The sequence below is a fragment of the Sphingomonas sp. BK345 genome (genome assembly GCF_014193845.1).
In the GTDB taxonomy this organism is placed as follows: Bacteria; Pseudomonadota; Alphaproteobacteria; order Sphingomonadales; family Sphingomonadaceae; genus Sphingomonas.
Genome location: NZ_JACHZX010000004.1, coordinates 110,167 through 136,223 on the forward strand (window position 1 = coordinate 110,167; position 26,057 = coordinate 136,223).

Here is a 26,057-nt window from a genome sequence, read left to right on the forward strand (position 1 = left end):
AGGCGCTGACCGCGCCGCGATCAAACAGAAAGGGCGGCCCCGCGGGACCGCCCTGTCGCTTCACCGAACCGGAAACCGACTCAGAATTCCTTATAGAATTGCTCGTTGCCGACGAAGCCCAGCTTCGTGATGTTCGAGCGCTTGATGTCGGCCAGCGTCTGGTCGACCACCGAATAGCGCGTCGCCGGATCGGGCTGAAACTGCAGCTCGGGTTCCGGGGTCATCGCCGCCGACTGGTCGAGATACTGGCGCAACACCGTCGAGTTCACCGGCGTGCCGTTCCAGGTGACGCTGCCCGCCGCGTCGATCGCGATCTTGTTCTTGACCGGGTCCACCGGGGGCTTGCGCTGGTTGGGATCATTGACCGGGAGGTCGACCTTCACCGCGTGCGTCGGAACCGGGAGGGTGATGATGAACATGATGAGGAGCACGAGCATGACGTCGATCAACGGCGTCGTGTTCATCTCCATCATCGGCTCGCCATCGTCGCGGCCTGCACTCATTGCCATGTCAGCTACTCCTGTCCCTCGGCCTCAGCCGGCCTCGCCGGTCTTCGGCTGCGAGATGAATCCGACCTTCGCGAAGCCGGCCATCTGCATGTTGTAGATCGTTCCGGCCACGCAGCGCCAGTCCGTGTTGACGTCGGCACGCACGTGCGCTTCCGGCAGCTCGAGGTCGGGATTGCCCGGCCCGCCCTGCCGATCGATCTCGGCCTTCAGCTTCGCGACGGCGCGATCGAGCAGCTCCTGGTGGGTCACCGGGGTAACGCCCCAATAGACCTTGCAGGCGCCGTCCGCTGCGGTGACCGACAGCGAGACGTTCTCTGGCTTGGTCGTGGTCGGATCGAACCGGACGTTGGGGAGCGTGATGCCCTTCACCGTCTGGATGGCAACCGGGACCGCGATCAGGAAGATGATGAGGAGCACCAGCATGACGTCCACGAGGGGCGTCGTGTTGATGTCCGACATCGGTTTTTCAGTAGCGGAGTCACCGCCAACGCTCATCGCCATGGATCAGGCTTTCCTATTCCTTCGTTCCGCCTCGCCCCGCTCCGTCGCGGAGCGGCAGAGCGGCGGCCGGTGATCGGCGGGGTCGCACCGAGGGAACCCCGCCTTACACCCTTGCCTTACGGGCGGGTCTGCACGCCACCGGCCTGGCCGGCGGTCGCGGTCGCCGTGGCCGGCTTCACCGGGGCCTTCGCCGGGGTGGTGCCGAGCGACGGGCGCACCGCGCCGTTCGATGCCAGGAAGCCGAGCACGTCGTTCGAGAAGGCCGACAGGTCCTCCGAGATCGACTTGTTGCGGCGCTGCAGCCAGTTGTACGCCAGCACCGCCGGCACGGCGACGACCAGGCCGAGCGCCGTCATGATGAGCGCCTCACCGACCGGACCGGCGACCTTGTCGATCGAGGGATCGCCCGACGCGCCGATCTTGATGAGCGCGCGATAGATGCCGACGACGGTCCCGAACAGACCGATGAACGGCGACGTCGCGCCCACGGTCGCCAGGAACGCCAGACCGCCGCCGAGCTTCGAGTTGATCGCGGCTTCCGAGCGCGCCAGCGAACCGTGCAGCCAGTCATGCGCCTCGATCGGATCGGTCAGCTTCGAGTGCTGCTCCTGCGCCGCCAGGCCATCATCGACCAGCTGCTTGTAGGCCGAGTTCTTGTCGAGCTTGGCCGAACCCTCGCGCAGCGAGTTGCTGGTCCAGAAGTTGGAGCGCACGCGCTTCGCCTGGTTGATGATCTTCTGCTGCTCGAACAGCTTCGAGAACAGGATGTAGAACGACACCACCGACATGATCACCAGGATGGTGAACACCGACTGCGAGATGATGCCGCCTTCCTTGAGCGCCTGCTGCAGGCCGAACTGGTTCTCGGCTGCCGCGGCCCCACCCGCGGCGAGGATGTTGATGATCATTCTTCGTCTTCCTTAAGCCAAAATGTTGTCGGCAGACGCATCCGCGTCGCCACGTTCACGCGGATCAATTCTCCGGAAGCACCCAGCGCACCGGAAGGGTGTAGCTGGACGCGATCGGATTGCCGGCAGCATCTTGCGCGGGCGAGAAACGCACGCGCGACTTGGCAATGCGGCAGGTCGCCTGGTCGAGCGCCGAGGAGTTGCTCGACGTCGTCACCGAACAGTCGGTCACGCGGCCGTCCGTTCCCACGGTCAGCTTGGCGACGACACGCCCCTGCTCGCCGGCGCGGATGGCCGAGGGCGGGTAGTTGTCGGCACCGAAGAACTGGCCCGGGTTACCTTTCAGACCGGCCGCCTTGCTGATCGGGTTCGGCGGCGCCGGCGGCGCGGGTGGCGCCGGCGGTGCGACGACCGGCGACGGCACATAGACCGGCGGCGGAGTCGGAACCGTCGCGACCGTCACGGGCGGCGGGTTCGGATTCTGCACGATCGGCGGCGGCGACACCACCGGCGGCGGCGTCATCGGCACGTCGGGCGGCGGGGGCGGCGGCTCGTCCGGCGGCGGGGGCGGTGGCTCCTCGACGTCGAACGTGTTCAGCTTCTCAACCTGCTTCTTGACGAAATTTGTCGCGAGGCCGGTAACGAAGGCATAGCCGAGAGCGATGTGAATCAGCGCGACGATCACCAGCGCGCCGATCTTCCCTCCGCTCATCTTCTGGTCAGAATAGGCCATTCAGCAACGAAACTCCCTCATCCTGCGGCCCTTGGGTGGCCGGAGCGGATCCGGCCTGGGTTGTTAACCGTTCCGTAGCATCCCTTGGGGCAGGCCACAGACGGTCGAGTCCTATCGCGCCCGTTTTGGGGACGCAAACGCTTTGTCGGGCGCAACAAACGTACAAACGAACGGCGACAGATTTATTTCTGTATCGTTCAGGCAGGTTCACGTACCCAGCAGCCATGATCCTACGCCAGATTCGATCCCCGAGGCGAGCCCCCTTCGCGCTGCTCGCGATCATGCTCGCTTTTTCCTCGATGGCACCGGCGTCGCTCGCCGCACAGGGAGCGCCGGCGCCCGCGACTGCACCCGCGGTGGACTATGCCTCGCTCGCCGATCTGGTGGTGCAGAGCCCGCTGATCATCGACGCGACGATTCGCTCCGCCGCCAAGATCAAGGGCGACGAGGCGGCCGGTCTCGCGCCAGGGCATACGCGCTTCTACGTCGAGGCCGACGTCGGCACGCTGGTACGCGGGACGAGTGCGATCCCGCAGCGGGTCGGCTGGGTGGTCGACGCTGCCCCGGATTGGCGGGGCCGCGCACCCAACCTGAAGAAGCGCCGCGTGCTCGCCTTCGCACGCCCGGTCGCGGGGCGGCCCGACCAGGTGCAGCTCGTCACGCCGGGAGCCCAGCGCGACTGGAGCCCGGCGACCGATTCGCTCGCCCGACGGATTGCCAAGGAGGCCAGCGCGCCCGACGCGCCGCCGATCATCACCGACATCCGCAGCGCCTTCCACGTGCCCGGCGCGCTGCCCGGCGAGGGCGAGACGCAGATCTTCCTCGTTACCGAGGACAATCGCCCCGCCGCGCTGTCGATCCTGCGGCGGCCCGGCGAGCAACCGCGCTGGTCGGTCGCGCTCACCGAGATCATCGACGATGCCGCGGCGGCGCCGGGCCGCGACACCTTGCTGTGGTATCGGCTTGCCTGCGCGTTGCCGCCGACGCTGCCCGAGCGCGCCACCGCCTCGCTCGAGCCGGACGATTCGGCCCAGGCGCAAGCCGATTATCGCTACGTGATCGAGCAGCTCGGGCCGTGCCGAAATGGGACGAACACGACCTCGATCAGCGGCGATGCCGCACGAGGGTGATGCCGATCGACTCGCCCGCCTCGGCGATGGCGAGTTTGACGATCTTGACCGTGACTCGGCGGACGCGTCGATCCTGTAGAAACAGCGTCTCGGCGATATGGTCCGCCACCGCCTCGATCAGGGTGAAGTGACCAGCCGTGGCGAGTGCGTCGGTCGCGGCGTGGCGCAGATCGAGGTAGTTCTTGGAGGCGCTCAGCGGTGTGTCGGGAGCATAGCGCGCCGGGGCATCGAGCAGCACGTTGAGCGAGATCCGCAGCGGCTGCGGCAGGTGAGTCTCTTCCGAGTAGATGCCGGTGAGCACCTGCACCACCAGGTCATGGACCTCCAGCTCCAGCGTGTCGTCGTCCATCTTCGGGCTCCCGCGCTCGGCCGCGCCGCGGCCGCTCATGCCAGCGGGCGCAGGTGGACGCGGTCGCTCTCCGAGTCCAGCGCGGCGCGGCGATGGCACGATCGTGGCGATTCGGGGGCGATCGCGGTTGCGTTCGGGCACGGTCCCGCTAAAGCGCGCGCGCCCCGCGTCCCCCGCCGGGTGCGAGGGAACATGCTGTGGCCGAGCTGGTGGCGATCGAGACGGTGACAGCGGCGGCGGTCGAGTCGCTGCTCGACCGCGCCTTCGGCCCCGATCGGCACGCCCGCACCGCCTATCGGCTGCGTGCCGGCACCGCACCGCTCCCGGAGCTGAGTTTCGCGGTCATCGAGGACAGGGCGCTGCTCGGCACGATCCAGTGCTGGCCGGTGCGCTTCCTCGGCGACGACGGCAGCGAGATACCGCTGGTGCTGGTCGGTCCCGTCGCCGTCGCTCCCGAGCGGCAGCAGGGCGGCCTCGGGCGGCGGCTGACCGCCGCCGCGCTCGCCGCCGCCGACTCGCGCGGGCTCGACCTCATGCTGATCGGGGACCCGGAATATTACGGCCGCTTCTTCGGCTTTAGCGCGGCGGCCACCGCCGACTGGCGGCTGCCGGGGCCGGTCGAGCGCCATCGGCTGCTCGCCCGCGGTGCCGGGGTGCCGCACGGCGCGGGCGCGATCGCGCCACGCGTCACCGCCGCCGCCTGAACCTTTACCGCCGGCTCCGCGCGCCCTAACTGGCGCGCATGCCGATGGCACCCCCGCCCGATTTCAGCTCCTTGTCCGTCGCCGATATCGCGCGTCTGGCCGAGAGCGACCAGCTGCCCCCGGTCGAGCGCTGGAACCCGACCCATTGCGGCGACAGCGAGATGCGCATCGCGCGCGACGGCACCTGGTACCATCAGGACAGCCCGATCACGCGCGCCGCGATGGTGCGCGCCTTCAGCCGCATCCTGCGCCGCGAGCCCGACGGCGCTCACGTGCTGGTCACCCCCGTCGAGAAGCTCGACATCGCGGTGGAGGACGCGGCGTTCGTCGCGGTCGAGCTCAAGGCTGAGGGCGAGGGCCGCGGCTCGACCCTCGCCTTCCGGCTCAACACCGGCGACGTGGTCACCGCCTCGGCCGATCACCCGCTGCGCTTCGTCGAGCGCGACGACGGCCCTCGCCCCTATCTGCTGGTGCGCGGTGGGCTGGAGGCGCTGGTGGCGCGGCCGCTCTACTATGAGCTCGCCGAGCGCGCGCTCGCGGCGGACGACACGCCGCCGGGTGTGTGGAGCGCGGGCGCCTTCTTCGCGCTCCAGCCCCGATGACGCTGGCCGAGAAGCTCGCCGCTGCCCTGGTGTCGAACGAGGCGACCGCGCTGATCGCGGGCGACGACGGTGACCTCTCGGGCGTCGCCGCGCTGACCGAGGCGGCGGTGCTGGTCGCGGTGACCGACCGCGCGCGCCCCGGCGTGATCCTGACACAGCGGACCGAGACGTTGCGCCGTCACGCCGGCCAGGTCGCCTTCCCGGGCGGCCGGCTGGATCCCGGCGAGGATGCGGTCACCGCCGCGCTGCGCGAGGCCGAGGAGGAGATCGCGCTGCCGCGGGAAGCGGTAGAAGTGATCGGCGCGTCCGACCGCTATCGCACCGGCACCGGCTTCTGCGTCACGCCGGTGGTCGGGGTGGTACCACCCGATCTGCCGCTGGTGGCGAGCGAGGCCGAGGTAGCGGCGGTGTTCGAGGTGCCTCTCGACTTCCTGCTCGATGCCGCGAATCACAACGCGCGCACCGCCACCTTCCAGGGACGCGAGCGCGCCTACGTCGAGCTGTTATGGGGCGAGCGCCGCATCTGGGGCGCCACCGCGGGGATGATCGTCAACCTGTCGCGGCGGCTGCGATGGGCGGCGTGACGCTGCCGGACGCGCCGTGGCGCACCCGCCCGGGTCTCGCGGCGCTGGAGCGCGCGCTCGACGCCGCCGGCGGTCACGCGCGCTACGTCGGCGGGGCGGTGCGGGATACCTTGCTGGGGCTCGACGTCGCCGACATCGACCTCGCCACTCCCTTCGTACCGGGAGAGGTGGTGCGCCGGCTCGAGGGCGCCGGGATCCGCTCGGTGCCGACCGGGATCGCGCACGGCACGATCACCGCGGTCAGCGAGGGCTCGGTCGTCGAGGTGACGACGCTGCGGCGCGACGTCGCCACCGACGGGCGCCACGCGGTCGTCGCCTTCGCCAACGACTGGCGTGAGGACGCGGCGCGGCGCGACTTCACGATCAACGCGCTCTACGCCGACCCGGTCAGCGGCGCGGTCCACGACTATTTCGGTGGGCTCGACGACCTTGCCGCGCGGCGGGTCCGCTTCATCGGTGACCCGCACCGCCGGATCGCCGAGGATCATCTGCGCATCCTGCGCTTCTTCCGTTTCCACGCGCGCTTCGGCGATACGATCGACGCCGACGGACTCGCCGCCTGCGTCGCGCGCGCCAACGACCTGATGGCACTGAGCCGCGAGCGCGTCGCCGCCGAGCTGCTCAAGCTGCTCGTCGCTCCCGGCGCGGTCGCGGCGGTGCGGCTGATGCACGACAGCGGCATCTTCCGGCCGGTCCTGCCCGAGATCGACCGCGACGGCGTGGCGCGGCTCGGCGCCGTGGCCGAGCGCGAGCATGCCGCCGGGGTCGCGCCCGATCCGATCCGCCGCCTCGCCGCGCTGCTCCCGTCCGACGCCGCCGAGGGAGTGGGTGCGCGGCTGAAGCTCTCGAACGCCGACCGCAAGCGGCTGGTGCAGGCGAGCGCGGGTGCCGGTGACGAGGGTGCGCGCGCGCTCGGCTACCGCGTCGGCACCGCGAGCGCGCTCGACCGGCTGCTGCTCGCCGGGGCGGACCCCGCCCCGCTCCGCGACTGGACGCCCCCCACCCTGCCGATCGGCGGCGGCGCGTTGGTAGCACGCGGGCTGACGCGCGGGCCCGAGGTGGCGCGCGTGCTCAGACGGGTCGAGGATCGTTGGGTCGCCGAGGGCTTCCCCGACGCCGCCCGCGCCGAGGCGATCGCCGACGAGGAAGTCGCTCAGGTGTTGCGCGCGACCAGGAAAGCATAGGCCGCCTCGGCGTCGAGCGGACGGGCATAGGCATAGCCCTGGCCGAAGGTGCAGCCGAGCGCGCCGAGCGTCTGCCCCAGCTCCACCGTCTCGATCCCCTCCGCCACCGTGTCCATCCCCAGCGCCTTGGACAGACCGAGGATCGCGCGCACGATGGCGAGCTGGTCCCGGTCGGTCAGCATGCCGGTGACGAAGCTGCGATCGATCTTCAGCAGGTCGATCGGCAGCGTGTGGAGCGACGCGAGGTTGGAGAAGCCGGTACCGAAATCGTCCATCGCAATCACGGTGCCGAGCTCCTTGAGCGCCATCAGCACGCCCGCGATCCGATCGGGATCGGCGATGATCGCGCTCTCGGTCAGCTCGAGCTTCAGCCGCCCACCGCCGAGCCCCGCCCCGCCGAGCGCGCGCTCGACCATGCCGGGGATCGAATCGCGCTGCAGCTGGATCGGCGAGACGTTGACCGCCACTGCCGCGCCGCACTCGCCGCCCCAGCGCCGGTCCCAGCCGGCGAGCGTCTGCATCGCGGTGTCGACGGCCCAGCGGCCGAGCGGGATGATCAGCCCCGATTCCTCGGCCACGGGGATGAAGCGCACCGGCGGCACGTTGGTGCCCTGTTCGTCGGTCCAGCGCGCCAGCGCCTCGAATCCGCTGACCTTGCCCGAGGTGAGATCGAGGATGGGCTGATAGACGAGATGGAGCTGCTCGTTCTCGATCGCGCGACGCAGCGCGGTCTCCATCGCGAACTCCTCGCGCGCGCTGTCGAGCGCGCGGGTCTGATAGGCCTCGGCGCTCTTCGTCGCCTTGGATCGTTTCATCGCCACCTGCGCGTGGCGGATCACGTCCTCGGCGTCGTCGGTGGCCGAGTCGCCGAAGGCAATGCCGATGGCGCAGGAGACGCGCAGCTCGAAGTCGCTCAGCCGGAACGGCGTGGCCAGCGCCTCGCGGATGCGGCGCGCGACATGGTCGGCCTCGTAATCGTCCTGGTCGATCGTGAGCAGCACGCCGAACTCGTCGCCACCGGTGCGCGCCAGCACGTCGCGGCTGCGCAGCGCGCCCTTGATCCGCCGCGCCACCGTGATCAGCAGCTCGTCGCCGGTGAGCGAGCCGAGGCAGGCGTTGAAGCGGCTGAATCGCGCCAGGTCGATCATCAGCACCGCCCAGCGCGCCGCGCCTTCCTCGATCATCGCCTCAAGCGAGTCGGTGAAGCCGCCGCGGTTAGGCAGGCCAGTGAGACTGTCGGTCGCCATCTCGCGACGCAGCGTCTCCTCGGTGCGCACCTCGGCGGTCTGGTCGACGAAGGAGACCACCGCGGTGGGCTCGGGCCGATCAGGGATCAGCGCGAAGCTGAGGCGATAATGGCGCCGTTCCACCGTCTCGCCGGTCGACCAGTTGATCTCGGCCTGGTCATGGCCCGTCCGCAGGAACGAGGCGATCAGCGGGTCGATCGCGCGTTCCTGTTGCAGACCCGCGCGCACGAAGGCGGGGTTGCTGTTCTCATAATCGACTCGCCCGGCGCGCAGGCGCGCGATCACCAGCGGGATCGGCACGAGCTCGAGCGAGCCGTGCGCCGCGGACAGGCCCAAGCCGGGTGCAACCGCGGCGCGGCCGTGCACGGCGGGATTCGAGTCGGCCGATGCCGTCACCAGCAGGGGAGAGCGCGTTGCCATCACGATCTGTCCTAGATCGCAACGGTTAAGGCCGGCTTACGGAAAGCAAGTTGGGCCGTATCGGTTGTATTTAGCTGTCATCCGTCAGCGTGCCGGGATGGGACGCTTCGCCGACCCGCCGAGGGCGGAGGTCAGAAGCGATTGTCGCGCGGAAAGCCGTTGGGCGGCATCCGGCCGGCCGCGCCGCGCGCGGTCCGCCACGCCGACAGGTCGGGCTCGGTGCGCACGCGCCCGCTGCCCCCGCCCATCGCCCAGCTCAGGCCCTCGGCGAACACCAGGGTGCGCGCGTCGGCGAGCCCACCCTCGCGGTAGCGCTGCAGCTGAACCCCCTGCCCGCGCGTCATCTCGGGCAGGTCGACCATCGGGAACAGCGCGAGCTTGCGATTGTCGCCGATCACCGCGACGAAGTCGTCCCCCGGCGCCACGGGACGGACCACGATCAGCCGGGCCCCAGGCTTGGGAGTCATCACCGTCTTGCCCTTGCGGGTCTCGGCGATCACCTCGGCGCTCGGCACGAGGAAGCCGCGCCCGTCGCTCGCCGCCACCAGCAGCCGCTCGGCCGCGCCGGCGCGCAGCAGCGCCACGATCGGCACGCTGCCGTCGAGGTCGATCGAGGCGCGCACCGGCTCGCCGAAGCCGCGGCCGCCGGGCAATTTATCCGCCGCCAGCGTGAAGAAGCGCCCGTTGCCCGCGGCCAGCAGCAGCTTGTCGGTGGTGTGCGCGTGGAAGGCGAAGGCGGGGCCGTCGCCTTCCTTGAACTTCATCGTCTCGGGTGCGGAGAGGTCGACATGTCCCTTCATCGCGCGGATCCAGCCGCGCTCTGACAGGATGACCGAGATCGGTTCGCGCTCGATCATCGCCTCCAGCGGGATCTCGCGCGCGGAGGCCTGTTCCTCGATCGTGGTGCGGCGCGCGCCGAGCTTGGTCTCGCTGCCGTAGCGGTCGCGTACCTTGGCGAAGTCGCGCTTGAGCCGGGTCCGCTGGCGCGCCTCCGAGCCGAGCAGCTGGGTGAGCGTGTCCTGCTCCTTGGTCAGCGCGTCGCGCTCGCGGCGCAGCTCCATCTCCTCCAGCCGGCGCAGCGAGCGCAGCCGCATGTTGAGGATCGCCTCGGCCTGGCGATCGGTGAGCGCGAACTCGGCCATCATCACCGCCTTGGGCTCGTCCTCGGTGCGAATGATCTCGATGACGCGGTCGAGGTTGAGGAAGGCGATGATATAGCCGCCGAGCAGCTCGAGCCGGTCGGCGATCTTGCCGAGCCGGTGCTCCGTACGCCGGCGCAGCACCACGAATTGATGCTCGACCCAGGCTGCCAGCGCCTCGCGCAGCGACATCACGCGCGGCGTGCGGTCCTTATCGAGCACGTTGAGGTTGAGCGGGATGCGCGTCTCCAGGTCGGAGAGGCGGAACAGCCCGTCCATCAGCACCTGCGGATCGACGGTGCGGCTGCGCGGCTCGAGCACCAGCCGGATCTCGGCGTCGCTCTCGTCGCGCACGTCGGCGAGGATCGGCAGCTTGCGGTCGTTGATCAGCGCGGCGATCTGCTCGATCAGCTTGCCCTTCTGCACGCCGTACGGGATCTCGCTGACGACGATCGTCCAGCCGCCGCCCTTCTCGCGCTCGACCGCCCAGCGTGCGCGCACGCGGAACGCACCGCGTCCGGTGGCATAGGCCTCGGCGATGATCGCGGGCGCGTCGACGAGCAGGCCGCCGGTGGGAAAGTCGGGGCCGCTGACATGCTGCAGGATCGCGGCATCGTCGGCATCCGGCTTGTCGACCAGCAGGATGGCGGCCTCGAGCAGCTCGGCGGCGTTGTGCGGCGGCACGCTGGTCGCCATGCCGACCGCGATCCCGGCCGCGCCGTTGGCGAGCAGATTGGGGAAGGCGCCGGGGAAGAGCTCGGGCTCCTGCTCCTCGCCGTTGTAGGTCGGGCGGAACTCGGCGGCGTCCTCGTCGAGCCCGTCCATCAGGTCGATCGCGACCTGGGTCAGCCGCGCCTCGGTGTAGCGATAGGCCGCGGCGTTATCGCCGTCGATGTTGCCGAAATTGCCCTGGCCGTCGACCAGCGGATAGCGCAGCGCGAAATCCTGCGCGAGCCGCACCATCGCGTCATAGACCGACTGGTCGCCGTGCGGATGGTACTTGCCGATCACGTCGCCGACGACGCGCGCGCACTTCTTGTAGCCGGCCGCGGGATCGAGCCGCAGCAGCCGCATCGCCCACAGCAACCGGCGGTGGACCGGCTTGAGCCCGTCGCGCACGTCGGGCAGCGAGCGCGCGGTGATCGTCGAGAGCGCGTAGACGAGGTATCGTTCGGACAGCGCGCTGTCGAAAGGCGCGTCGAGCACGCCGACGGGCGGGTTGTCGGGGGGAAGAGCGGTCGCGTCGGTCGCCATGGCTCAGGCTGCTAGCAGCGCACGCCCCTGTTCCACAACCGTTCCGCGGCCGTGGCGGGTCGGCTCAGCCGCCAGCGGCGGCACGGTCGCGGTCCAGCGCCTCGATCAGCCACTCGCGGAACCGCCGGATCTTGAGCACTTTCGCGCGCGCCTCCGGGTAGACCAGCCAATAGGCCTCCCCCATCGACGAGAGCTGCGCGAAGGGTCGCACCAACCGCCCGGCGACGAGGTCGTTGTGCCAGAAGAAGGGCGTCAGCATCGCCACCCCCTGCCCAGCGATCGCGGCGTGCCCCTCATGCGCCTGCGAGTCGAGTCGCATGCCGGTCCGCCGCGCCTGGACCACGTCGAGCCCGGCCTCGCGCAGCCACTGCGCCCACCACGGATCCTGCGCGCTGATCAGCGGCAGCTGGAGCAGGTCGACGGGATCGAGCCGCCCGCCCTGCTCGGCGAGGAAGCCGGGCGAGCACATCGGCGTGAAGTCGAGCGGCAGCAGCTCGTGCTGCGCCAGTCCCGGCCAGCCGCCCGGCCCGGAGCGGATCGCGACGTCCACCTCGTCGGCGGCGAAGTCGGCGAGCGCGTTGCTGGTCCACAGCCGCACCGCGGTGGACGGGTGCGCGAGGTGGAAGCCGCCGAGCCGCCACGCCAGCCAGGTGTTGGCGAAGGTGTTGGTGACCGAGACGGTCAGCACCGCCTCGTCCTCGGCGCGCAGCCCGGCGAAGGCGGCGTCGATCGAATCGAACGCCGCGGCGAGCTGCGCGCCGGCACGACGCCCCGCCTCGGTGAGCGTGACGCGGCGGCGCTCGCGGCGGAACAGGGGCACCCCGAGTCGCTGCTCGAGCAGCCGGATCTGATAGCTCACGGCTGCCTGGGTCATCCCCAGCTCGCCCGCGGCGGCGGTGAAATTCTCGTGACGCGCCGCGGCCTCGAACACGCGGACGGCGGCGAGCGGCGGGAGCTGGCGCATGTTTGTAGCATAAGCGTCACTTATCAACGCGGGCCAGCTCTTTGTTGGCATGCTGCACCTGCGAAGTGTATACGAGAGGCTCCAGCGATGGAGGACGGTCATGAACATGGATTTCGAGAGCGAAGCCTTTGCCCGCCATCACGAGACGCTGTCCGGCGGTGTCCATACGTTCGTCGAATCACTGATCGCGGGGATCGCTGCCTTGCAGCGCCGACGCTTCGCCGCGCCCTGGCGAGCGGCCCCGAAGCGCGCGCGCTGAGCGATCACCGCCGCGCTTTCCGGGACGAGCGGAGGCGCGGCGGGATCGATCGGCGCGGATCGTGCGCTACACGCGGGTGCGCCGGTGCGCCTCGGGCCGCCGCGCACCCACGCCGCGCACGGGAGCCGCTGTTTGCCACGTTACGGATTGATCGACGGCCTGCGCGGTTTCTTCCTCGTCTTCATGCTGATCAACCATCTCGTCTTCCAGGGCGAGCTGTGGTTGCAGCGGATCAATCACAATCAATTCGCCTATGTCGAGGACGCACAGGGCTTCGTCTTCCTGTCCGGGCTGATGATCGGGCTGGTGTATGGCCGCAAGATGCTCAAGCTCGGCGCGCCCGCGGCGAGCCGGCTGGTCTGGGCGCGTGCCTTCGAGCTGTATCGCTACGCCATGGGGATCGTTATCGCGGTGCTGCTCGCGCGGCTGGTGCTGCCCGACGCGGCGCGGCTGTGGGGCAATTGGCTTGGCCATACCAGCCTCACCGGCGAGCCGTTGCGGCTGTTCGCGATCGCCACCTTCGTGTTCCAACCGACGGTGATGGACATCCTGCCGCAATATGTCCTCTACATGCTGGTGGCACCGCCGATCCTGAAATTGTGCCTCGATGGGCGGGTCGCGCTGGTGGCGACCGTCTCGGGATTGCTGTGGCTGGCCGGGCAGCTCGGCTTCCAGCACGCGCTGACGGATCCGCTCGGCCGGTGGTTCACCGCCTCGGACGGTCAGGGGCTGCGCGCCGGCTTCAACCTGCTTGGCTGGCAGATCGTATTCTTCTCCGGGATGATCGCGGGCGCACTGACCGCCTCGGGCCGGATCGAGTGGCACCGGCTGTTCCGCCCGGACGCCAGCGGCGTCGCCAAGATCGCGCTGGCGGTGTGCCTGTTCTTCCTGCCGATTCGGCTGCTCACCGCCCGCGGCATCCTGTCCGACACGGTGATCAAGCGGATTGAGCTGCTCGAGGTGCGCGCCGACTTCAGCCTGGTCTATCTCATCAATTTCGCCGCGGTAGCGATCGGGCTGGCGTGGCTGATGATCGCCGGCCCGCAGCACGCGCGTGCCTGGGTGCGGCAGGTCGCCGGAGTCGTGCGCGGGCTGTTCTCGATGCCCTTCCTGCGGCTGCTCGGCCGGCACTCGCTCTACGTCTATGTGTGGCACGTCGCGATCGTCTACGGCGTGTACTACGTCGACCAGCGCTACGGCCCCTTCCCGGTCTGGGCGCGGACGCTCTGCGCGGTGGCGGGCGTGGCGCTGCTGACCTTGCCCGCGCTGTGGCGCGAGCGCGGCAAGCGCCCCGCCCCCGCGCCGACCCGCACCCCGAGCGAGGCCTCGTCGTGACGCGCGCGGGGCTTGCCGCCGCGCTGCTGCTCGCGTCATGCTCCGCGCCGATGACCGCCCCGATCGCGCCGCACCGACCGCTCACCTGGGCCGACCTGACCGGGCGCTCGCGCCCGTCGCCCGACCGGACGCTCTCCTATGGCGAAGACGCGATGCAGAAGGTGGACGTGTGGCTGCCCAGCGGCGGCGCGCGGCCGTATCGCACCGTGCTGATGGTCCACGGCGGCTGCTGGCAGACCGGGATCGCCGACCGGCGCCTGATGGACTGGGTCGCCGACGACCTGCGCCGCGCCGGCTATGCGGTGTGGAACATCGACTATCGCGGCGTCGATCGCGCCGGCGGCGGCTATCCCGGCACGTTCGCCGACGCCGCCGCGGCGGCCGACCTGCTGCGTGCCGAAGGACCGGCGCTCGGGCTCGACCTGCGCCGCATCGTCGCGGTCGGTCATTCCGCCGGCGGCCATCTCGCGCTGTGGCTGGCGGGACGAACCCGCCTTCCCGCGAACAGCCCGCTGCGCCGCGCGGACCCGCTGCCGATCGCGCATGTCATCAGTCTCGGCGGCCTGCCCGACCTGGAGGCGACCGCCGCCAGCCCCGACAATGGCTGCGGCACCGAGGTGATCGCGCGGTTGGTCGGCAGTGGCCGCGGCGATCCTTTTGCCGACACGTCGGTGCCGCGGCTGCTGCCGCTCGGCGTAGCGCAGGACCTCGTCAATGGCCGCGAGGATCGTATCATCCCCTATCGCCTCGCCACCGACTATGTCGCCCGCGCCGAGGCAGCGGGAGACGACGTCACGCTCCACACCGTACCCGCGACGGGTCATGTCGAACTGGTCGCGCCTGACACCCCCGCCTGGGCCGAGACCAAGCGACTGCTCGCGCGCGCCTTCGCCCGCTAAGGCGATTTGCAGCCACCCCGCCCTTCCCCTATAGGCCGCATGATTCCCGCCCCGGCCGCGCGACCTGCTCCGCCGGGGCGCTCCTTTTCCGAGGGTGAGCGATGGCACGGCGGCGGCAGATCTACGAGGGCAAGGCGAAGATCCTCTACGAGGGTCCCGAGCCCGGCACGCTGATCCAATATTTCAAGGACGACGCCACCGCCTTCAACGCCCAGAAAAAGGGCACGATCAACGGCAAGGGCGTGCTCAACAACCGCATCAGCGAGCATATCTTCACCTTGCTCGACCATATCGGCGTGCCGACCCACTTCATCCGCCGCCTCAACATGCGCGAGCAGCTGATCCGCCAGGTCGAGATCGTCCCGATCGAGGTCGTGGTGCGCAACGTCGCCGCGGGTTCGCTGTCGAAGCGGCTCGGGATCGAGGAAGGCGTCAAGCTGCCCCGCACGATTCTCGAATATTATTACAAGGACGACGCGCTCGGCGACCCGATGATCTCGGACGAGCATATCGCGGCGTTCGGCTGGGCCAGCCAGGACGAGATGCACGACATCGCCGACTTGGCGATCCGGGTGAACGACTTCCTCAGCGGCCTGTTCGCCGGGGTCGGCATCCGGCTGGTCGACTTCAAGCTCGAGTTCGGCCGCATCTGGGACAATGACTATAGCCGCATCATCCTGGCGGACGAGATCAGCCCCGACGGCTGCCGGCTGTGGGACATGGAGTCGAACGAGAAGCTCGACAAGGATCGCTTCCGTCGCGACCTGGGCGGCGAGGTCGAGGCGTATCAGGAGGTCGCGCGCCGGCTCGGCCTATTTCCCGAGGGCGGCGAGACCGCGGTGCTCGACATGGAGAGCCATCGCAAGCGCCGCGGCAAGTGATCGTGGCCGCGCCGCGGTGGGAGGTTGCCCCGCACGGCGCGGCGCGGCATAGCGCGCAGCCATGAAACTGCGCATCTATGTCACGCTCAAGCCCGGCGTGCTCGACCCTCAGGGCAAAGCGATCGAGCACGCGCTCGCGGGTCTCGGCTTCCAGGGCGTCGCCGGCGCGCGCGTCGGCAAGCTGATCGAGCTCGACGTCGCCGAGGGCACGTCCGACGCCGACGTCGATTCGATGTGCCGCCAGCTGCTCGCCAACACGGTTATCGAGAACTACCGGATCGAGCGCGCGTGAAGACCGCGGTCATCGTCTTCCCGGGATCGAACTGCGATCGCGACATCGCGGTCGCGCTCGAGCGGGTGACCGGGCGCGTGCCGGTGATGGTGTGGCATCGCGACACCGAGCTGCCCGAGGGCGTCGGGCTGGTCGCGGTGCCCGGCGGCTTCTCCTACGGCGATTATCTGCGCTCGGGCGCGATGGCGGCGCGGTCGCCGATCATGCGGGCGGTGGCGAGCGGCGCCCAGCGCGGCCTGCCCGTGCTGGGCGTGTGCAACGGCTTCCAGGTGCTGACCGAGGCGGGGCTGCTGCCGGGCGCGCTGATGCGCAACGCCGGGCTCAACTTCGTCTGCCGCGACGTCGGCCTGACGGTCGACAACGCGCAGAGCGCCTTTACCAGCCGCTATGCCGCGGGCGAGCGGGTCGTCTTCCCAGTGGCGCATCATGACGGCAACTACGTCGCCGACGCGGACACGCTCGACCGGCTCGAGGGCGAGGGCCGGGTCGCCTTCCGCTACGCCGAGCCGGTCAACGGCAGCGCGCGCGACATCGCGGGCGTGCTGAGCGCGCAGGGCAACGTGCTCGGCCTGATGCCGCACCCGGAGCGTCGGGTCGAGCCGGCGCATGGCGGTGATGACGGTCGGCGGTTGTTCGAGGGGCTGCTGGAGGCCGTGGGCGTCTGAGCGGCCTCGCTCGGTGAAGCGTCCCCGGCTCACAGCCGCGCGCGGAACGGCGTGAAGTTCGTGTCGCGATCATACACGTCGACGCCCTCGACCCGCTTGAGCCAGCCGACCACTAGATAGGTCAGCGGCGTCAGGACCGCCTCCCAGCCGGTCTTGAGCGCCCATTGCGTGAACAGCACGACCACCACCAGGTGCGGCGTCCAGCCCGGCGCGCCGAGGAAAGCGAGCGGGTAGAAGATCAGGCTGTCCACCCCCTGCCCCGCGATGGTCGAGCCGATCGTGCGCATCCAGAGGTGGCGCCCCTCGGTCATCACCTTCATCCGCGCGAGCACGTAGGAATTGACGAACTCGCCCGCCCAGAAGGCGCACATGCTCGCGAAGACGATCCGTGGCACCTGGCCGAACACCGCCTCATAGGCGGCCTGGTTGCCCCAGTCGGGCGCGGGCGGCAGCGCCACCACCACCCAGGCCATCGCCGCCATGAAGACGGTGGCCGCGAAGCCGACCCAGATCACGCGTCGCGCGTGCCCATAGCCGTACACCTCGGTGAGCACGTCGCCGATGATATAGCTGACCGGGAAGAACAGGATCCCCGCGCCGAACGGCCAGTCGCCGATCCCGGGCAGCGCCACCCGCGCGACCTTGCCCGCGCCGAGCACGTTCGACAGCAGCAGGATCGCGACGAACGCCGCCATCACCAGGTCATAGTAGCGGAAATGCGCCGCGACGACGCGCGCGGCGTCGGTCGGCGGCGGGGTATGCGGGGGCTCGGCCATGCGCGCGATCATGCCGGCCATTCCTTCCGGCTTCAATCCGCGCTAGGCGCATCGGCGGGCGCCCGTAGCTCAGCTGGATAGAGCAAGGAGCTTCTACCTCCTTGGTCGGGGGTTCAAGTCCCTCCGGGCGCGCCACCTCTCGGTTTCTTGATCAACCTTAGTGAGTTGTCGTCGTTACCCGCAGATTCACTAATCTGGACACTTGCCAGGTTCAGCCCGGATCAAGACTTACCTGAGTTCCTACGCATTTCCTGAAAAACCGCCGAGAACCCGGTCGACGCGGTCACTTTGGGTCAGCTCGGACCATCTATCCTTATTCTGGCACATCGCCTTCTTCTTGCTCGTCGCGCCTGCGTTCTATGCAGCAGAACATTTACCTAAGTTTAGTTGATTCGGTATACCGGCAGCTTGGAGAAGGTGGTCCGCCACGCGGTCCGACCCGGGAAGGTGGGAAGGAAGCCCTATGATTCATTGGTTCAAGGCGCAGGCGCCGATCCGGACGAAATTCACCGCGCTGCTGCTCGCCTTCGGCGCGCTGGCCGCCGTCCCCGTGGCAACCACGGCGTGGGCGACGGCGGACGCGCGCCTGCTCGGTGTCGCGGGCGGCGCCTGGGCCGCGATCGTGTTCGTGACGCTGGTCGCGCGCAAACTGATCTGTGATCCGTACGTCGACACGGTCGTGCGCATGGAGGGACTCGCCAAGGGCGACTTCACGACGCCGATCCGCTACACCGATCACGGCGACTGTGTCGGCCGCATGACCAAGGCGATGGACGTGTTCCGCCGCAATGGCGTCGCGCTGGAGGAATCCTCGGCGGCGCAACGGGTCGTCGTCACTTCGCTCGGCACGGGGCTCGAGCGGCTCGCCGCGAACGATCTGACCTATCGTATCGAGACCGCCTTCTACGCCGACTACGATCGTCTGCGCCTCGACTACAATCGCGCGATGGAGGCGATGTCGGACGTTCTCGGCGCGGTGACCGCGGCCAGCCAGGGCATCGACAATGGCGCGGCGGACATTCGCAGCGCGTCGGACGAGCTCTCGCAGCGGACCGAGCAGCAGGCCGCCAGCCTGGAAGAGACCGCCGCGGCGATGGAGCAGATCACCTCCACCGTGCGCGAGACCGCCGATGGCGCCGATCGCGCGCACCGTGCCGTCACCGGCGCCCGCGAGGAGGCCGAGCATTCCGGCGGCGTCGTCCGTCGCGCGGTCGAGGCGATGGGGGGGATCGAGCGCGCCTCCAACGAAATCAGCGAGATCATCAGCGTCATCGACGGCATCGCCTTCCAGACCAATCTGCTGGCGCTCAACGCCGGCGTCGAGGCGGCGCGCGCGGGCGACGCGGGCAAGGGCTTCGCGGTGGTGGCAAGCGAGGTGCGCGCGCTGGCACAGCGCTCGGCCGACGCCGCCCGCGACGTCAAGGCCAAGATCACCGCCTCGACCGAGCAGGTCGACGCGGGAGTCGGCCTCGTCAGCGAGACCGGCAGCGCGCTGGAGCGGATCATCGCCCGGATCGCCGAGATCAGCACGCTGGTGGCGACGATCGCCAATTCGGCCAAGCACCAGGCCACCGGGCTGCAGCAGATCAACACGGCGGTCAGCGAGATGGATGGGGTGACACAGCAGAATGCCGCCATGGTCGAGGAGGCTACTGCGGCGGCGCGTAGCCTGGCCGACGAAGCCACCCAGCTGGCGGCGCAGGTGGCACGCTTTCGCCTGACCAAGAGCCGACCCGCGACCGCGATCGTTCCCGCGGCCTCACCGGTCCACGAGCTGCAGTCGCGCGCGGCCAGCGCCGGCCGCGAGATCGCGCGCGGCGCGCGCCAGCGCAGCGTGACCGGCACCAACGGTACCGCGCTCGCGGTGGCGCAGGACGATTGGTCGGAATTCTGATCCGACGTCAGTCGAACACTGTACTCAAACGATCGTTAACCTGAAATCGATAGGAATGGACAGCAGACTTCCACGGGGGCCCGATGTCCGTTCCTATCTTCTCCGACAAGCTCGCGCGTTTCGGCTTCACGCGCGCCCACTATCGCCTCTTCCCCGCGATCCGGCGCGCGATCGACGCGCACGCCCCCGCCGCCTTGGATCAGCTGTACGACAGGATCCGCGCCGAGCCGGCCGCCGCCGCGATGTTCGGCTCGCAGGCCATGATGGACCACGCCCGCGCCAAGCAGCTGGAGCATTGGCAGGCGCTGTTCGGCGGCGAGCCCGATACGCATTATGAGGCGCGCGCCACGCAGATCGGCCATGTCCACGCGCGGATCGGCCTCTCGCCGACCTGGTACATCAGCAGCTACGCCCGCGTGCTCGATCACCTGCTGCCACGGTTGCTGCGCTGGTCACCGCTGCGCCCGTTGGCACGGCGCCGCGCCGCCGCGGCGCTGCTGGTGCGCACCGCCTTGCTCGACATGGACGTCGCACTCGCCGCCTATTTCCAGGCCGAGCAGGCCGCGCGCAAGGACGTGACCGACAAGCTCGGCCGCGCGCTCGACTCGCTGGCGCGCGGCGATTTCGCCACCCCGCTGGCCGCGCTCCCCGGCGACTATCAGGCACTCGCGAGCGACTTCGAGGCGATGCGGCGGCGCGTCTGCGCCACGCTGGTGGAGGTGACCGGCGCGGCGGGTCGCATCGCCATCGGTTCGGGTGAGATCAATCTCGCGTCGGACGACCTGTCGCGCCGCACCGAGCAGCAGGCGGCCAGCCTTGAGGAGACCGCCGCGGCGATGGAGCAGATCACTGCCACCGTGCGCGAGACCGCGAGCGGCGCGACCCGCGCCAACACGGTGGTACGCGACACGCGCGCCGAGGCCGAGCAGTCGGGCGACGTGGTGCGCCGCGCGGTCGAGGCGATGGGCGGGATCGAGCGCGCCTCGCACGAGATCAGCGACATCATCAGCGTGATCGACGGAATCGCCTTCCAGACCAACCTGCTCGCCCTCAACGCGGGCGTCGAGGCGGCGCGCGCGGGCGACGCGGGCAAGGGCTTCGCCGTGGTCGCTTCCGAGGTCCGCGCGCTCGCACAGCGCTCGGCGGACGCGGCGCGCGACGTCAAGACCAAGATCACCGCCTCCACCGATCAGGTCGACGCCGGTGTCGGGCTCGTCAGCGAGACCGGTCAGGCGCTCGAGCGAATCATCGCGCGGATCGCCGAGATCAGCGCGTTGGTCGGCGCGATCGCGACCTCGGCCGACCATCAGGCGACCGGGTTGCAACAGGTCAACACGGCCGTCGCCGAGATGGACGGTGTGACCCAGCAGAACGCCGCGATGGTCGAGCAGGCGACCGCCGCCGCGCGCGGGCTGGCGGAGGAGGCCGAAGCACTGACCCGTCGCGTCTCCACCTTCCGGCTGGACGAGGGCGCCCCTGCCGCCGTCGAACGGCAGCCGCAGCCCGCGACGACCCAGCGCCGCGCGGCCTGACCGCGGGTCGGCGTCGCGCCGGCAGGCGCGGTCGCGGTGCCGCTCGGCCACCCCGGCGTGTCGGTCACGGGACGATGATCGCGTTGAGGTGACGTGCGAGCGTCGGGTGGCGCAGCGGCGGTCGATAGCGATGGTCGAAGCCGACTCTCACCATCCACCTGGTTCGACCACCGGCGGTGCGCTTCGCCACGGCGATCCATCACCTCGCCGGCACGGTTGGCCGGCAGCATCGCGCATGCGAGCGCGAGCCGCAGGGTGACGCCGCCAACGCCGACGCGATCGTGGTCGCCGCGAGTGCGCCAATCGTCACGTTTCACAGATGTTGGCGCCGCTGACCGACAAGACGTCGGCACGCGGAAATCACCGCACCGTCCGCCCCGCGTTCGATCCTGACGGAGTGACAATCCGGCGAGCGCGACCAGTGACGATCTGCCTCAGCCCGCTCGTCACCATCATCGAGCGAGCGGCGTCCCGTCTCCGAGCATTCGTGCGTGCGCCCGACCAGGGACGGTCCCGCGCTTCGAAAGAACCATTCAGCGAAGGGTTATCGGCAGCTTGGCTTGCCGGACGGGGACGCACTGACGCGCGAGCCGCGTGCGGCTCCTCACATGCCGCGGCGCACAGCTTCGCGTCGCGCTCGCGTGCGGCGGACACCGCGGCGCACCAACCGAGACGGCGCTCGCGCGTCGGGCTGAGGCGATCGCGCTCAGAAGGACGACCAATCGTCCTCCTTGGACACCGGCCCACCCTTGGCCACCAGGCGGATCGGACCGCGTGCCGGCCGCGCCACCGCGACCGGACGCGACCCGCGCACCGGTGCGGTCGCCGTCCGCGCGACTCGCGTCGCCTCCGGCGCGGTCGCCTGCTCGATCGTGAAGATCGCGACCGCGCCTGCCAACTGCTCGGCCTCGTGCGCGAGCATCTGCGACGCCGCGGTCGATTCCTCTACCATGGCGGCATTCTGCTGGGTCACCGAGTCCATCTCGCCGATCGCGATATTGACGTGGCCGAGGCTCTGCGCCTGGTCGTCGGCCGAGCGCGCGATCGTTCCCATGATCGTGCTGACGCTGACCACACGCTCAATGATCCGATCGAGCGCCTTGCCGGTGGCGTCGACCAGTTCGACACCCGACTGGACGTGCTCGATTGCCGAGAGGATGCGCGACTTCACGTCCGAGGCGGCGTCGGCGGATCGCTGTGCCAGCGCGCGAACCTCGGACGCGACGACCGCGAAACCCCGGCCCGCGTCGCCCGCGCGCGCCGCCTCGACTCCCGCGTTGAGCGCCAGCAGATTGGTCTGGAAGGCGATGCCGTCGATCACGCTGATGATGTCGGCGATCTCGCGGCTGGCCTGATCGATCCCGTTCATCGCCTGCACCGACTGGCGCACCACCGCCCCACCCTGCTCCGCCTCGCTGCGCGCCTCGGCCATCGCGCTGTTCGCGTTGGCGGCGTTGGTCGCACCCGTGCGCACGGTCGCGGTGATCTCGTCCATCGCCGCGGCAGTCTCGCGCAGGCTGGCGGCCTGCTGCTCGCTCCGCCCGGAGAGCGCACGCGCCGCCTGGCTGATCTCGTCGGCGTTGCGCTTGATCGTGTGGACGCTGCCGCGCACGTTCTTGGTAAGGTCGGACAGCTTGCCGACCGCGTCGTTGAAGTCGTGCGCGATCTGCTCGAACGAGCGCGGCACGTCCGTGAGCCGCGCGGTCAGGTCGGCGTCGGCGAGCCGGCGCAGACCGTCCCCGATCGCGGTCATCGCCTGCTCCCGCTCGGTGTCAGCGGTCAGCTTGGCACGCGCCGCGTCGCGGAAGACGATCACGGCACGCGCCATGTCACCCAGCTCATCGCGCCGATCGGCCGGCACGCTGATGTCGAGTTTGCCGTTCGCCAGATCGGCCATCCGTCTGGTCAGCGAACTGATCGGGCGCGCGATGCTGCGGCTGAGCATCACTGCCAGCACCACCGCCACCGCGATCAACACCAGTCCGCCGATCACCAGCGCGACCGTCGCGCGGGCGAGCGCGTTCGCCTGCCGCGCGGCGTTGCGCTGCATCGCCTCGGTTTCGCGATCTCGCACGTCGCGCAGCGGCAGGATCGCGGCGCTGGTGAGTACCGCCTTGCCGGCGTCGCGCACCACCTGTTCGGCCGCCTCGCGCTGCCCGGCCTTGACCATCGCGACCAGCCGGTCGCTCCAGTCACGCCGCCATTTCATCGCCTCGCCGCGCCCGGTCTCGAACAGGCGGTGCTCGGTCGGATCGGTCAGGAGCGTGTCGAGCTCCGCCGCGGCGCGGTCATATTCCGTGCGCGCCTCGTCGTAGGATTTCAGATAGCTCTTGTCGCCGGTGACGAGATAGCCGCGCAGCTGGCTGTTCTCGCGCAACAGCGAGGTCTCGAGCGTCAGCGCCTTGGCGTAGATCGTCTGCGCGCGATTATTGTCCTCGGTCGCGTCGCGGATCATCCAGACGTTGGCGAAGAACACCGCGAGCATCACCGCCGCGGTGCCGATGATGACGAAGAACGACATCGCCAGCTTGCGGGGGATGCTCATTCCCCTGATCATCATAGGATCCCTTCGTCCGCTCGGCCGTGCTGCCTCACTCGGTCGTCCCCTTTTATGATGCGAGGCGGGGGCCATCCCGCGCGTGACGGCGGGATGACCCAAATTGGTTAAAAATCGAGACGCACAGTCGCCGAAATCGTCCGTCCGGTCAGCGGACGCGCCCCGACCAAGGGGGTACCCTCCACGCCCTGGCTGTCCGCGGACGGTGACGACGGCGCGTCGAGACCGCCCAGCGCGACGGTATCGAAGAGGTTGCTGGCATTGACGATCACGCGCAGTCGATCGGCCGGCCGCACCTCCAGGAACGCGCTGGTGGTGATGAAGGCCGGTATGACCAGCCGGTTCTCCTCCTGCGCGAAGCTCCTCGTCGCACCGATGAACGTGGCGCCGAACGCGACTCGCGAGAGGTCGATCTCGGGCGAGGCCTGGAAGAGCAACTTGGGCTGTGCGCGCGGCGCGTGGCCGTCCAAACTGGAGTTAAGATAGTCCTTGTCGATCTTGGCATCGGTATAGGTCGCTCCACCGCGAAGACCGAAGAGGCCCACGCGCAATGAACCCTCCAGTTCGAGCCCCTTCGCCACATAGTCGCGCTGGATCGGACGGTCCCGTATCTGGTCGTAATTGTCGTCGAAGGTGGTCGCCCAAAAGCCGGTGAGATTGAGCACGAAGGTCTCGCTACGATATTTCGCGCCCGCCTCGGCTTGACGGACACTGTTCACCGCGGCCGACCGGTCGCGTAATGAGCCGTGGGCGTCGAGTTCGCCGTGGAACAGAAGGCGCGTGGCGGGTGTGCGCGCGCCAAGGCTGTAGCGCGCGAACACGGCCAAAGGCTCGATCACGCGATAGGTGATACCGCTCGAATAGGAGAGGTAATGGTAGCGATAGTTGACCGGCGCCGGCGCCAGGAAATCGGTCGCTTGCACTCTGATTTCCGGCGTCGACAAGCTGCCGTCACGGTTTATGTCGAGTGGGATCTCAGGCAAGCGTCCGGCGCCATTCGGACCCCACGTTTGCCCGACTGCACTTCCTTGATCGTAACGGACGCTGCCGCCGATTGAGATTTTGCCGGCGTGATAGTTGAGCGAGGCGAACGGGGCACTGATCGCATTGTCCGTCTGCACGGAGCGGCGCAGCGGCGGATCGAAGGCGTTCAGGTACAGGAGCACGCCACGATCGGTGAGAAGCCTCCCGCTGTTCGCTACGACGTCGGTCAGCGCCGAGTTGCCGTGGCCGCGCAGATCAGTGAGCATCGTGACCCACGACGAATCACGATCGATCGTCTGACGTGCGGTGTAGAGGCCCGCCGTCACCGTCAGTTCGCCGGCACCGACGTCCAAGAGCCGGCTGATACGCACTTCGTTCGTCACGTCGTCGTAGCTGTGGATCGGCAGGTGGAGCATGACGACGGCGGCGCTAAGCCCGTTGCCGTTCAGGGGATTAGCGCGACTGGAGACGATCGTCCGGCCGCTGAGCGGACCCGAGGCAAAGACCGCCTTGCCTCCGAGCGATCGATCGAAGGTGTCGGTGATCTCGTCGACCCCATCGTTGATCTCGCTATAGGCGCTGGTGAACGGCACCGTGACGACGCCGTCCACGCCCGAGTAGCGCAGCCGCTCCTGCACCAGCCAGCCGCCGAGATCGAACTGCGCCTCCACACCGACCACGCGCTCGCGCAGGTGCTGCCCGTCGCGCAGGTCGGCGGATATCACGTTATTGCGTCGGTCCAGCAGCAGGAAATCCCGCAGGTAGCGCGACGCGAGCGCGTCGTGCAGCGCGTCGAAGCCTTTGATCCGGGTCAGCTTCGGCCGGTCATCCGTGCCGCCGTAGAAGAAGGGCACGACGTCGTAGAAGGGCGTACGATCGTTCAGATATTTGCCATAGAGGCGCACGTAACCGCTGCCCAGATCGTGGGTGACGTTGAACTTGAGCTGCCCCCCTCTCTGCGCATCATAGCCGGTGCGGCGCGGTCCTTGGCCCTGGCGGAAGAAGCCGCCGGCCTGGAAGCGCCAGCCGTCACCGAGCGGACCGCCATAGGTGACGTCCGCACGCGACGAGCGATAGTCGAGCCCGCTGCCGAGCGCGACCGCGCCGCCCTGCACCTCGCCCGTCTTCGGAATGAAATTGATCACGCCGCCGGGCGAGTTCGACGCGAAGGTGGACGCCGAGCCGCCACGGATCACCTCGACCTGCGACAGGGTCAGATCGGTTCGCACGAGATCGACACCCGCGGCGCCGAAGATGTCACCGAACTCCAGGACGGGAAGGCCGTCCTCCTGTACCTGGATAAACTTGGCGCCGCTCGAGGCGGCGGGCAGGCCGCGTACCGTCAGCGTCCCATTGCCCTCGCCGCCGGACGCGTCGGAGCGCAGGCCAGGCACGTCGCGGAGCAGGTCGCCCACGCCACGCGCGCCGAGCCGCTCGACGTCCTCCTCGTGGAGCACGCTGGTCGAGGTGGCGCTGTCCAGCGGGTCCCGCGCGCGCGCCACGCCGGTGCTCACCGTATCGTTGCTGGGCGCGCTCGGCGGCGCCTCGGCGGTCACCACCGTCGGCACCATCAGCGCCGAAGCCGCTGTTGTGAGAAATAAAAACCGAATGATCCTCACTATCTCTTCTCCCTGAACCGCAGCACCGCGGCGCTTCGCGCATCGGCAGCGACAAAGGATAGATAGACGGAAGTCCAATTCGCATCTTGTATTGACCGGGAGCAACTTACCCGTTTCGCCTAGGTTACGCGACCTT

General features: G+C 69.3%; 25 protein-coding genes and 1 tRNA gene. 15 read left to right on the forward strand and 11 right to left on the reverse strand.

Annotation, left to right across the window (positions count from 1 at the left end):
* Window positions 1-80 precede the first annotated feature (80 nt).
* The 4 genes from FHY03_RS13905 to FHY03_RS13920 all read right to left on the reverse strand — a co-directional run bounded on the left by FHY03_RS13905 (window position 81) and on the right by FHY03_RS13920 (window position 2,651).
* The gene (locus FHY03_RS13905) at window positions 81-509 is read right to left on the reverse strand and encodes a biopolymer transporter ExbD (RefSeq protein WP_183919840.1); all 429 of its coding nucleotides are present in this window, start codon (window positions 507-509) and stop codon (window positions 81-83) included.
* Window positions 510-533: 24 nt separating this feature from the next.
* Window positions 534-1,010: a biopolymer transporter ExbD gene (locus tag FHY03_RS13910; protein ID WP_183919838.1), complete on the reverse strand. Its 477-nt coding sequence runs from the start codon at window positions 1,008-1,010 to the stop codon at window positions 534-536.
* Window positions 1,011-1,126: 116 nt separating this feature from the next.
* Window positions 1,127-1,918, reverse strand: coding sequence for a MotA/TolQ/ExbB proton channel family protein (locus tag FHY03_RS13915; protein WP_183919836.1), 792 nt, complete (start codon window positions 1,916-1,918; stop codon window positions 1,127-1,129).
* A 64-nt stretch (window positions 1,919-1,982) separates the two neighbouring features.
* On the reverse strand, window positions 1,983-2,651 hold the full coding sequence (locus tag FHY03_RS13920) for an energy transducer TonB (RefSeq protein WP_183919834.1): 669 nt from the start codon (window positions 2,649-2,651) through the stop codon (window positions 1,983-1,985).
* 224 nt (window positions 2,652-2,875) lie between these two features.
* Here FHY03_RS13920 and FHY03_RS13925 point away from each other — a divergent pair, with 224 nt between their 5' ends.
* Window positions 2,876-3,781 (forward strand): hypothetical protein, encoded by a 906-nt coding sequence (locus FHY03_RS13925; protein ID WP_183931436.1) that lies wholly within the window; start codon window positions 2,876-2,878, stop codon window positions 3,779-3,781.
* On the opposite strand, the gene FHY03_RS13930 is transcribed toward FHY03_RS13925, so the two are convergent.
* Window positions 3,756-4,130, reverse strand: coding sequence for a dihydroneopterin aldolase (locus FHY03_RS13930; RefSeq protein ID WP_183919830.1), 375 nt, complete (start codon window positions 4,128-4,130; stop codon window positions 3,756-3,758). The two genes, FHY03_RS13925 and FHY03_RS13930, sit on opposite strands and share 26 nt — an antisense overlap.
* A gap of 197 nt (window positions 4,131-4,327) precedes the next feature.
* Here FHY03_RS13930 and FHY03_RS13935 point away from each other — a divergent pair, with 197 nt between their 5' ends.
* From FHY03_RS13935 to FHY03_RS13950, 4 genes are read left to right on the forward strand one after another with little or no spacing between them, the layout of a single operon-like run.
* Window positions 4,328-4,834 carry a GNAT family N-acetyltransferase gene (locus FHY03_RS13935; RefSeq protein WP_183931437.1) on the forward strand — a complete coding sequence of 169 codons (507 nt, stop codon included), beginning with the start codon at window positions 4,328-4,330 and terminating at the stop codon, window positions 4,832-4,834.
* A gap of 38 nt (window positions 4,835-4,872) precedes the next feature.
* Complete coding sequence (locus FHY03_RS13940) at window positions 4,873-5,436, forward strand: DUF1285 domain-containing protein (protein WP_183931438.1); 564 nt, start codon at window positions 4,873-4,875, stop codon at window positions 5,434-5,436.
* Window positions 5,433-6,020 (forward strand): CoA pyrophosphatase, encoded by a 588-nt coding sequence (locus FHY03_RS13945; protein WP_183919824.1) that lies wholly within the window; start codon window positions 5,433-5,435, stop codon window positions 6,018-6,020. The genes FHY03_RS13940 and FHY03_RS13945 overlap by 4 nt, the downstream gene beginning before the upstream one ends.
* Window positions 6,008-7,204 carry a CCA tRNA nucleotidyltransferase gene (locus tag FHY03_RS13950; RefSeq protein WP_183931439.1) on the forward strand — a complete coding sequence of 399 codons (1,197 nt, stop codon included), beginning with the start codon at window positions 6,008-6,010 and terminating at the stop codon, window positions 7,202-7,204. Before FHY03_RS13945 ends, FHY03_RS13950 begins: the two co-directional genes overlap by 13 nt.
* Here the strand turns inward: FHY03_RS13950 and FHY03_RS13955 are convergent.
* From FHY03_RS13955 to gcvA, 3 genes are all read right to left on the reverse strand, one after another.
* Entirely contained in the window at window positions 7,174-8,871 is a 1,698-nt protein-coding gene (locus FHY03_RS13955; protein WP_183931440.1) for a bifunctional diguanylate cyclase/phosphodiesterase, read from the reverse strand. The genes FHY03_RS13950 and FHY03_RS13955 overlap by 31 nt on opposite strands.
* Before the next feature lie 131 nt (window positions 8,872-9,002).
* Complete coding sequence (gene parC / locus FHY03_RS13960) at window positions 9,003-11,264, reverse strand: DNA topoisomerase IV subunit A (protein WP_183931441.1); 2,262 nt, start codon at window positions 11,262-11,264, stop codon at window positions 9,003-9,005.
* A 64-nt stretch (window positions 11,265-11,328) separates the two neighbouring features.
* Window positions 11,329-12,228, reverse strand: a complete 900-nt coding sequence (gene gcvA, locus FHY03_RS13965; protein WP_183931442.1) for a transcriptional regulator GcvA — start codon at window positions 12,226-12,228, stop codon at window positions 11,329-11,331.
* A 100-nt stretch (window positions 12,229-12,328) separates the two neighbouring features.
* On the opposite strand from gcvA, the gene FHY03_RS13970 reads away from it, so the two are divergent.
* The 6 genes from FHY03_RS13970 to purQ all read left to right on the forward strand — a co-directional run bounded on the left by FHY03_RS13970 (window position 12,329) and on the right by purQ (window position 16,559).
* On the forward strand, window positions 12,329-12,487 hold the full coding sequence (locus FHY03_RS13970; RefSeq protein WP_183919815.1) for a hypothetical protein: 159 nt from the start codon (window positions 12,329-12,331) through the stop codon (window positions 12,485-12,487).
* Window positions 12,488-12,619: 132 nt separating this feature from the next.
* Entirely contained in the window at window positions 12,620-13,822 is a 1,203-nt protein-coding gene (locus tag FHY03_RS13975) for an OpgC family protein (protein WP_183931443.1), read from the forward strand.
* Window positions 13,819-14,721 (forward strand): alpha/beta hydrolase, encoded by a 903-nt coding sequence (locus tag FHY03_RS13980; RefSeq protein WP_311721720.1) that lies wholly within the window; start codon window positions 13,819-13,821, stop codon window positions 14,719-14,721. The genes FHY03_RS13975 and FHY03_RS13980 overlap by 4 nt, the downstream gene beginning before the upstream one ends.
* Before the next feature lie 101 nt (window positions 14,722-14,822).
* A complete protein-coding gene (purC, locus tag FHY03_RS13985) occupies window positions 14,823-15,602 on the forward strand; it encodes a phosphoribosylaminoimidazolesuccinocarboxamide synthase (protein WP_132907417.1) in 780 nt (259 codons plus the stop codon).
* Window positions 15,603-15,663: 61 nt separating this feature from the next.
* Complete coding sequence (purS, locus tag FHY03_RS13990) at window positions 15,664-15,894, forward strand: phosphoribosylformylglycinamidine synthase subunit PurS (protein ID WP_183919811.1); 231 nt, start codon at window positions 15,664-15,666, stop codon at window positions 15,892-15,894.
* Window positions 15,891-16,559 (forward strand): phosphoribosylformylglycinamidine synthase subunit PurQ, encoded by a 669-nt coding sequence (gene purQ / locus FHY03_RS13995; protein ID WP_183931444.1) that lies wholly within the window; start codon window positions 15,891-15,893, stop codon window positions 16,557-16,559. Before purS ends, purQ begins: the two co-directional genes overlap by 4 nt.
* A gap of 29 nt (window positions 16,560-16,588) precedes the next feature.
* Here purQ and FHY03_RS14000 read toward each other — a convergent pair whose 3' ends face one another.
* Window positions 16,589-17,335, reverse strand: coding sequence for a queuosine precursor transporter (locus FHY03_RS14000; protein ID WP_183931589.1), 747 nt, complete (start codon window positions 17,333-17,335; stop codon window positions 16,589-16,591).
* Window positions 17,336-17,393: 58 nt separating this feature from the next.
* On the opposite strand from FHY03_RS14000, the gene FHY03_RS14005 reads away from it, so the two are divergent.
* The 4 genes from FHY03_RS14005 to FHY03_RS14020 all read left to right on the forward strand — a co-directional run bounded on the left by FHY03_RS14005 (window position 17,394) and on the right by FHY03_RS14020 (window position 21,096).
* Window positions 17,394-17,470, forward strand: a tRNA-Arg gene (locus tag FHY03_RS14005).
* Between the two features lie 328 nt (window positions 17,471-17,798).
* Window positions 17,799-19,229, forward strand: a complete 1,431-nt coding sequence (locus tag FHY03_RS14010) for a methyl-accepting chemotaxis protein (protein ID WP_183919807.1) — start codon at window positions 17,799-17,801, stop codon at window positions 19,227-19,229.
* 83 nt (window positions 19,230-19,312) lie between these two features.
* Window positions 19,313-20,761, forward strand: coding sequence for a globin-coupled sensor protein (locus FHY03_RS14015; RefSeq protein ID WP_183931445.1), 1,449 nt, complete (start codon window positions 19,313-19,315; stop codon window positions 20,759-20,761).
* Between the two features lie 176 nt (window positions 20,762-20,937).
* Window positions 20,938-21,096: a hypothetical protein gene (locus FHY03_RS14020; RefSeq protein ID WP_183919803.1), complete on the forward strand. Its 159-nt coding sequence runs from the start codon at window positions 20,938-20,940 to the stop codon at window positions 21,094-21,096.
* Between the two features lie 371 nt (window positions 21,097-21,467).
* Here FHY03_RS14020 and FHY03_RS14025 read toward each other — a convergent pair whose 3' ends face one another.
* Window positions 21,468-23,306 (reverse strand): methyl-accepting chemotaxis protein, encoded by a 1,839-nt coding sequence (locus tag FHY03_RS14025; RefSeq protein ID WP_183931446.1) that lies wholly within the window; start codon window positions 23,304-23,306, stop codon window positions 21,468-21,470.
* A 119-nt stretch (window positions 23,307-23,425) separates the two neighbouring features.
* Window positions 23,426-25,999, reverse strand: a complete 2,574-nt coding sequence (locus FHY03_RS14030; protein ID WP_183931447.1) for a TonB-dependent receptor — start codon at window positions 25,997-25,999, stop codon at window positions 23,426-23,428.
* Window positions 26,000-26,057: the final 58 nt, after the last annotated feature.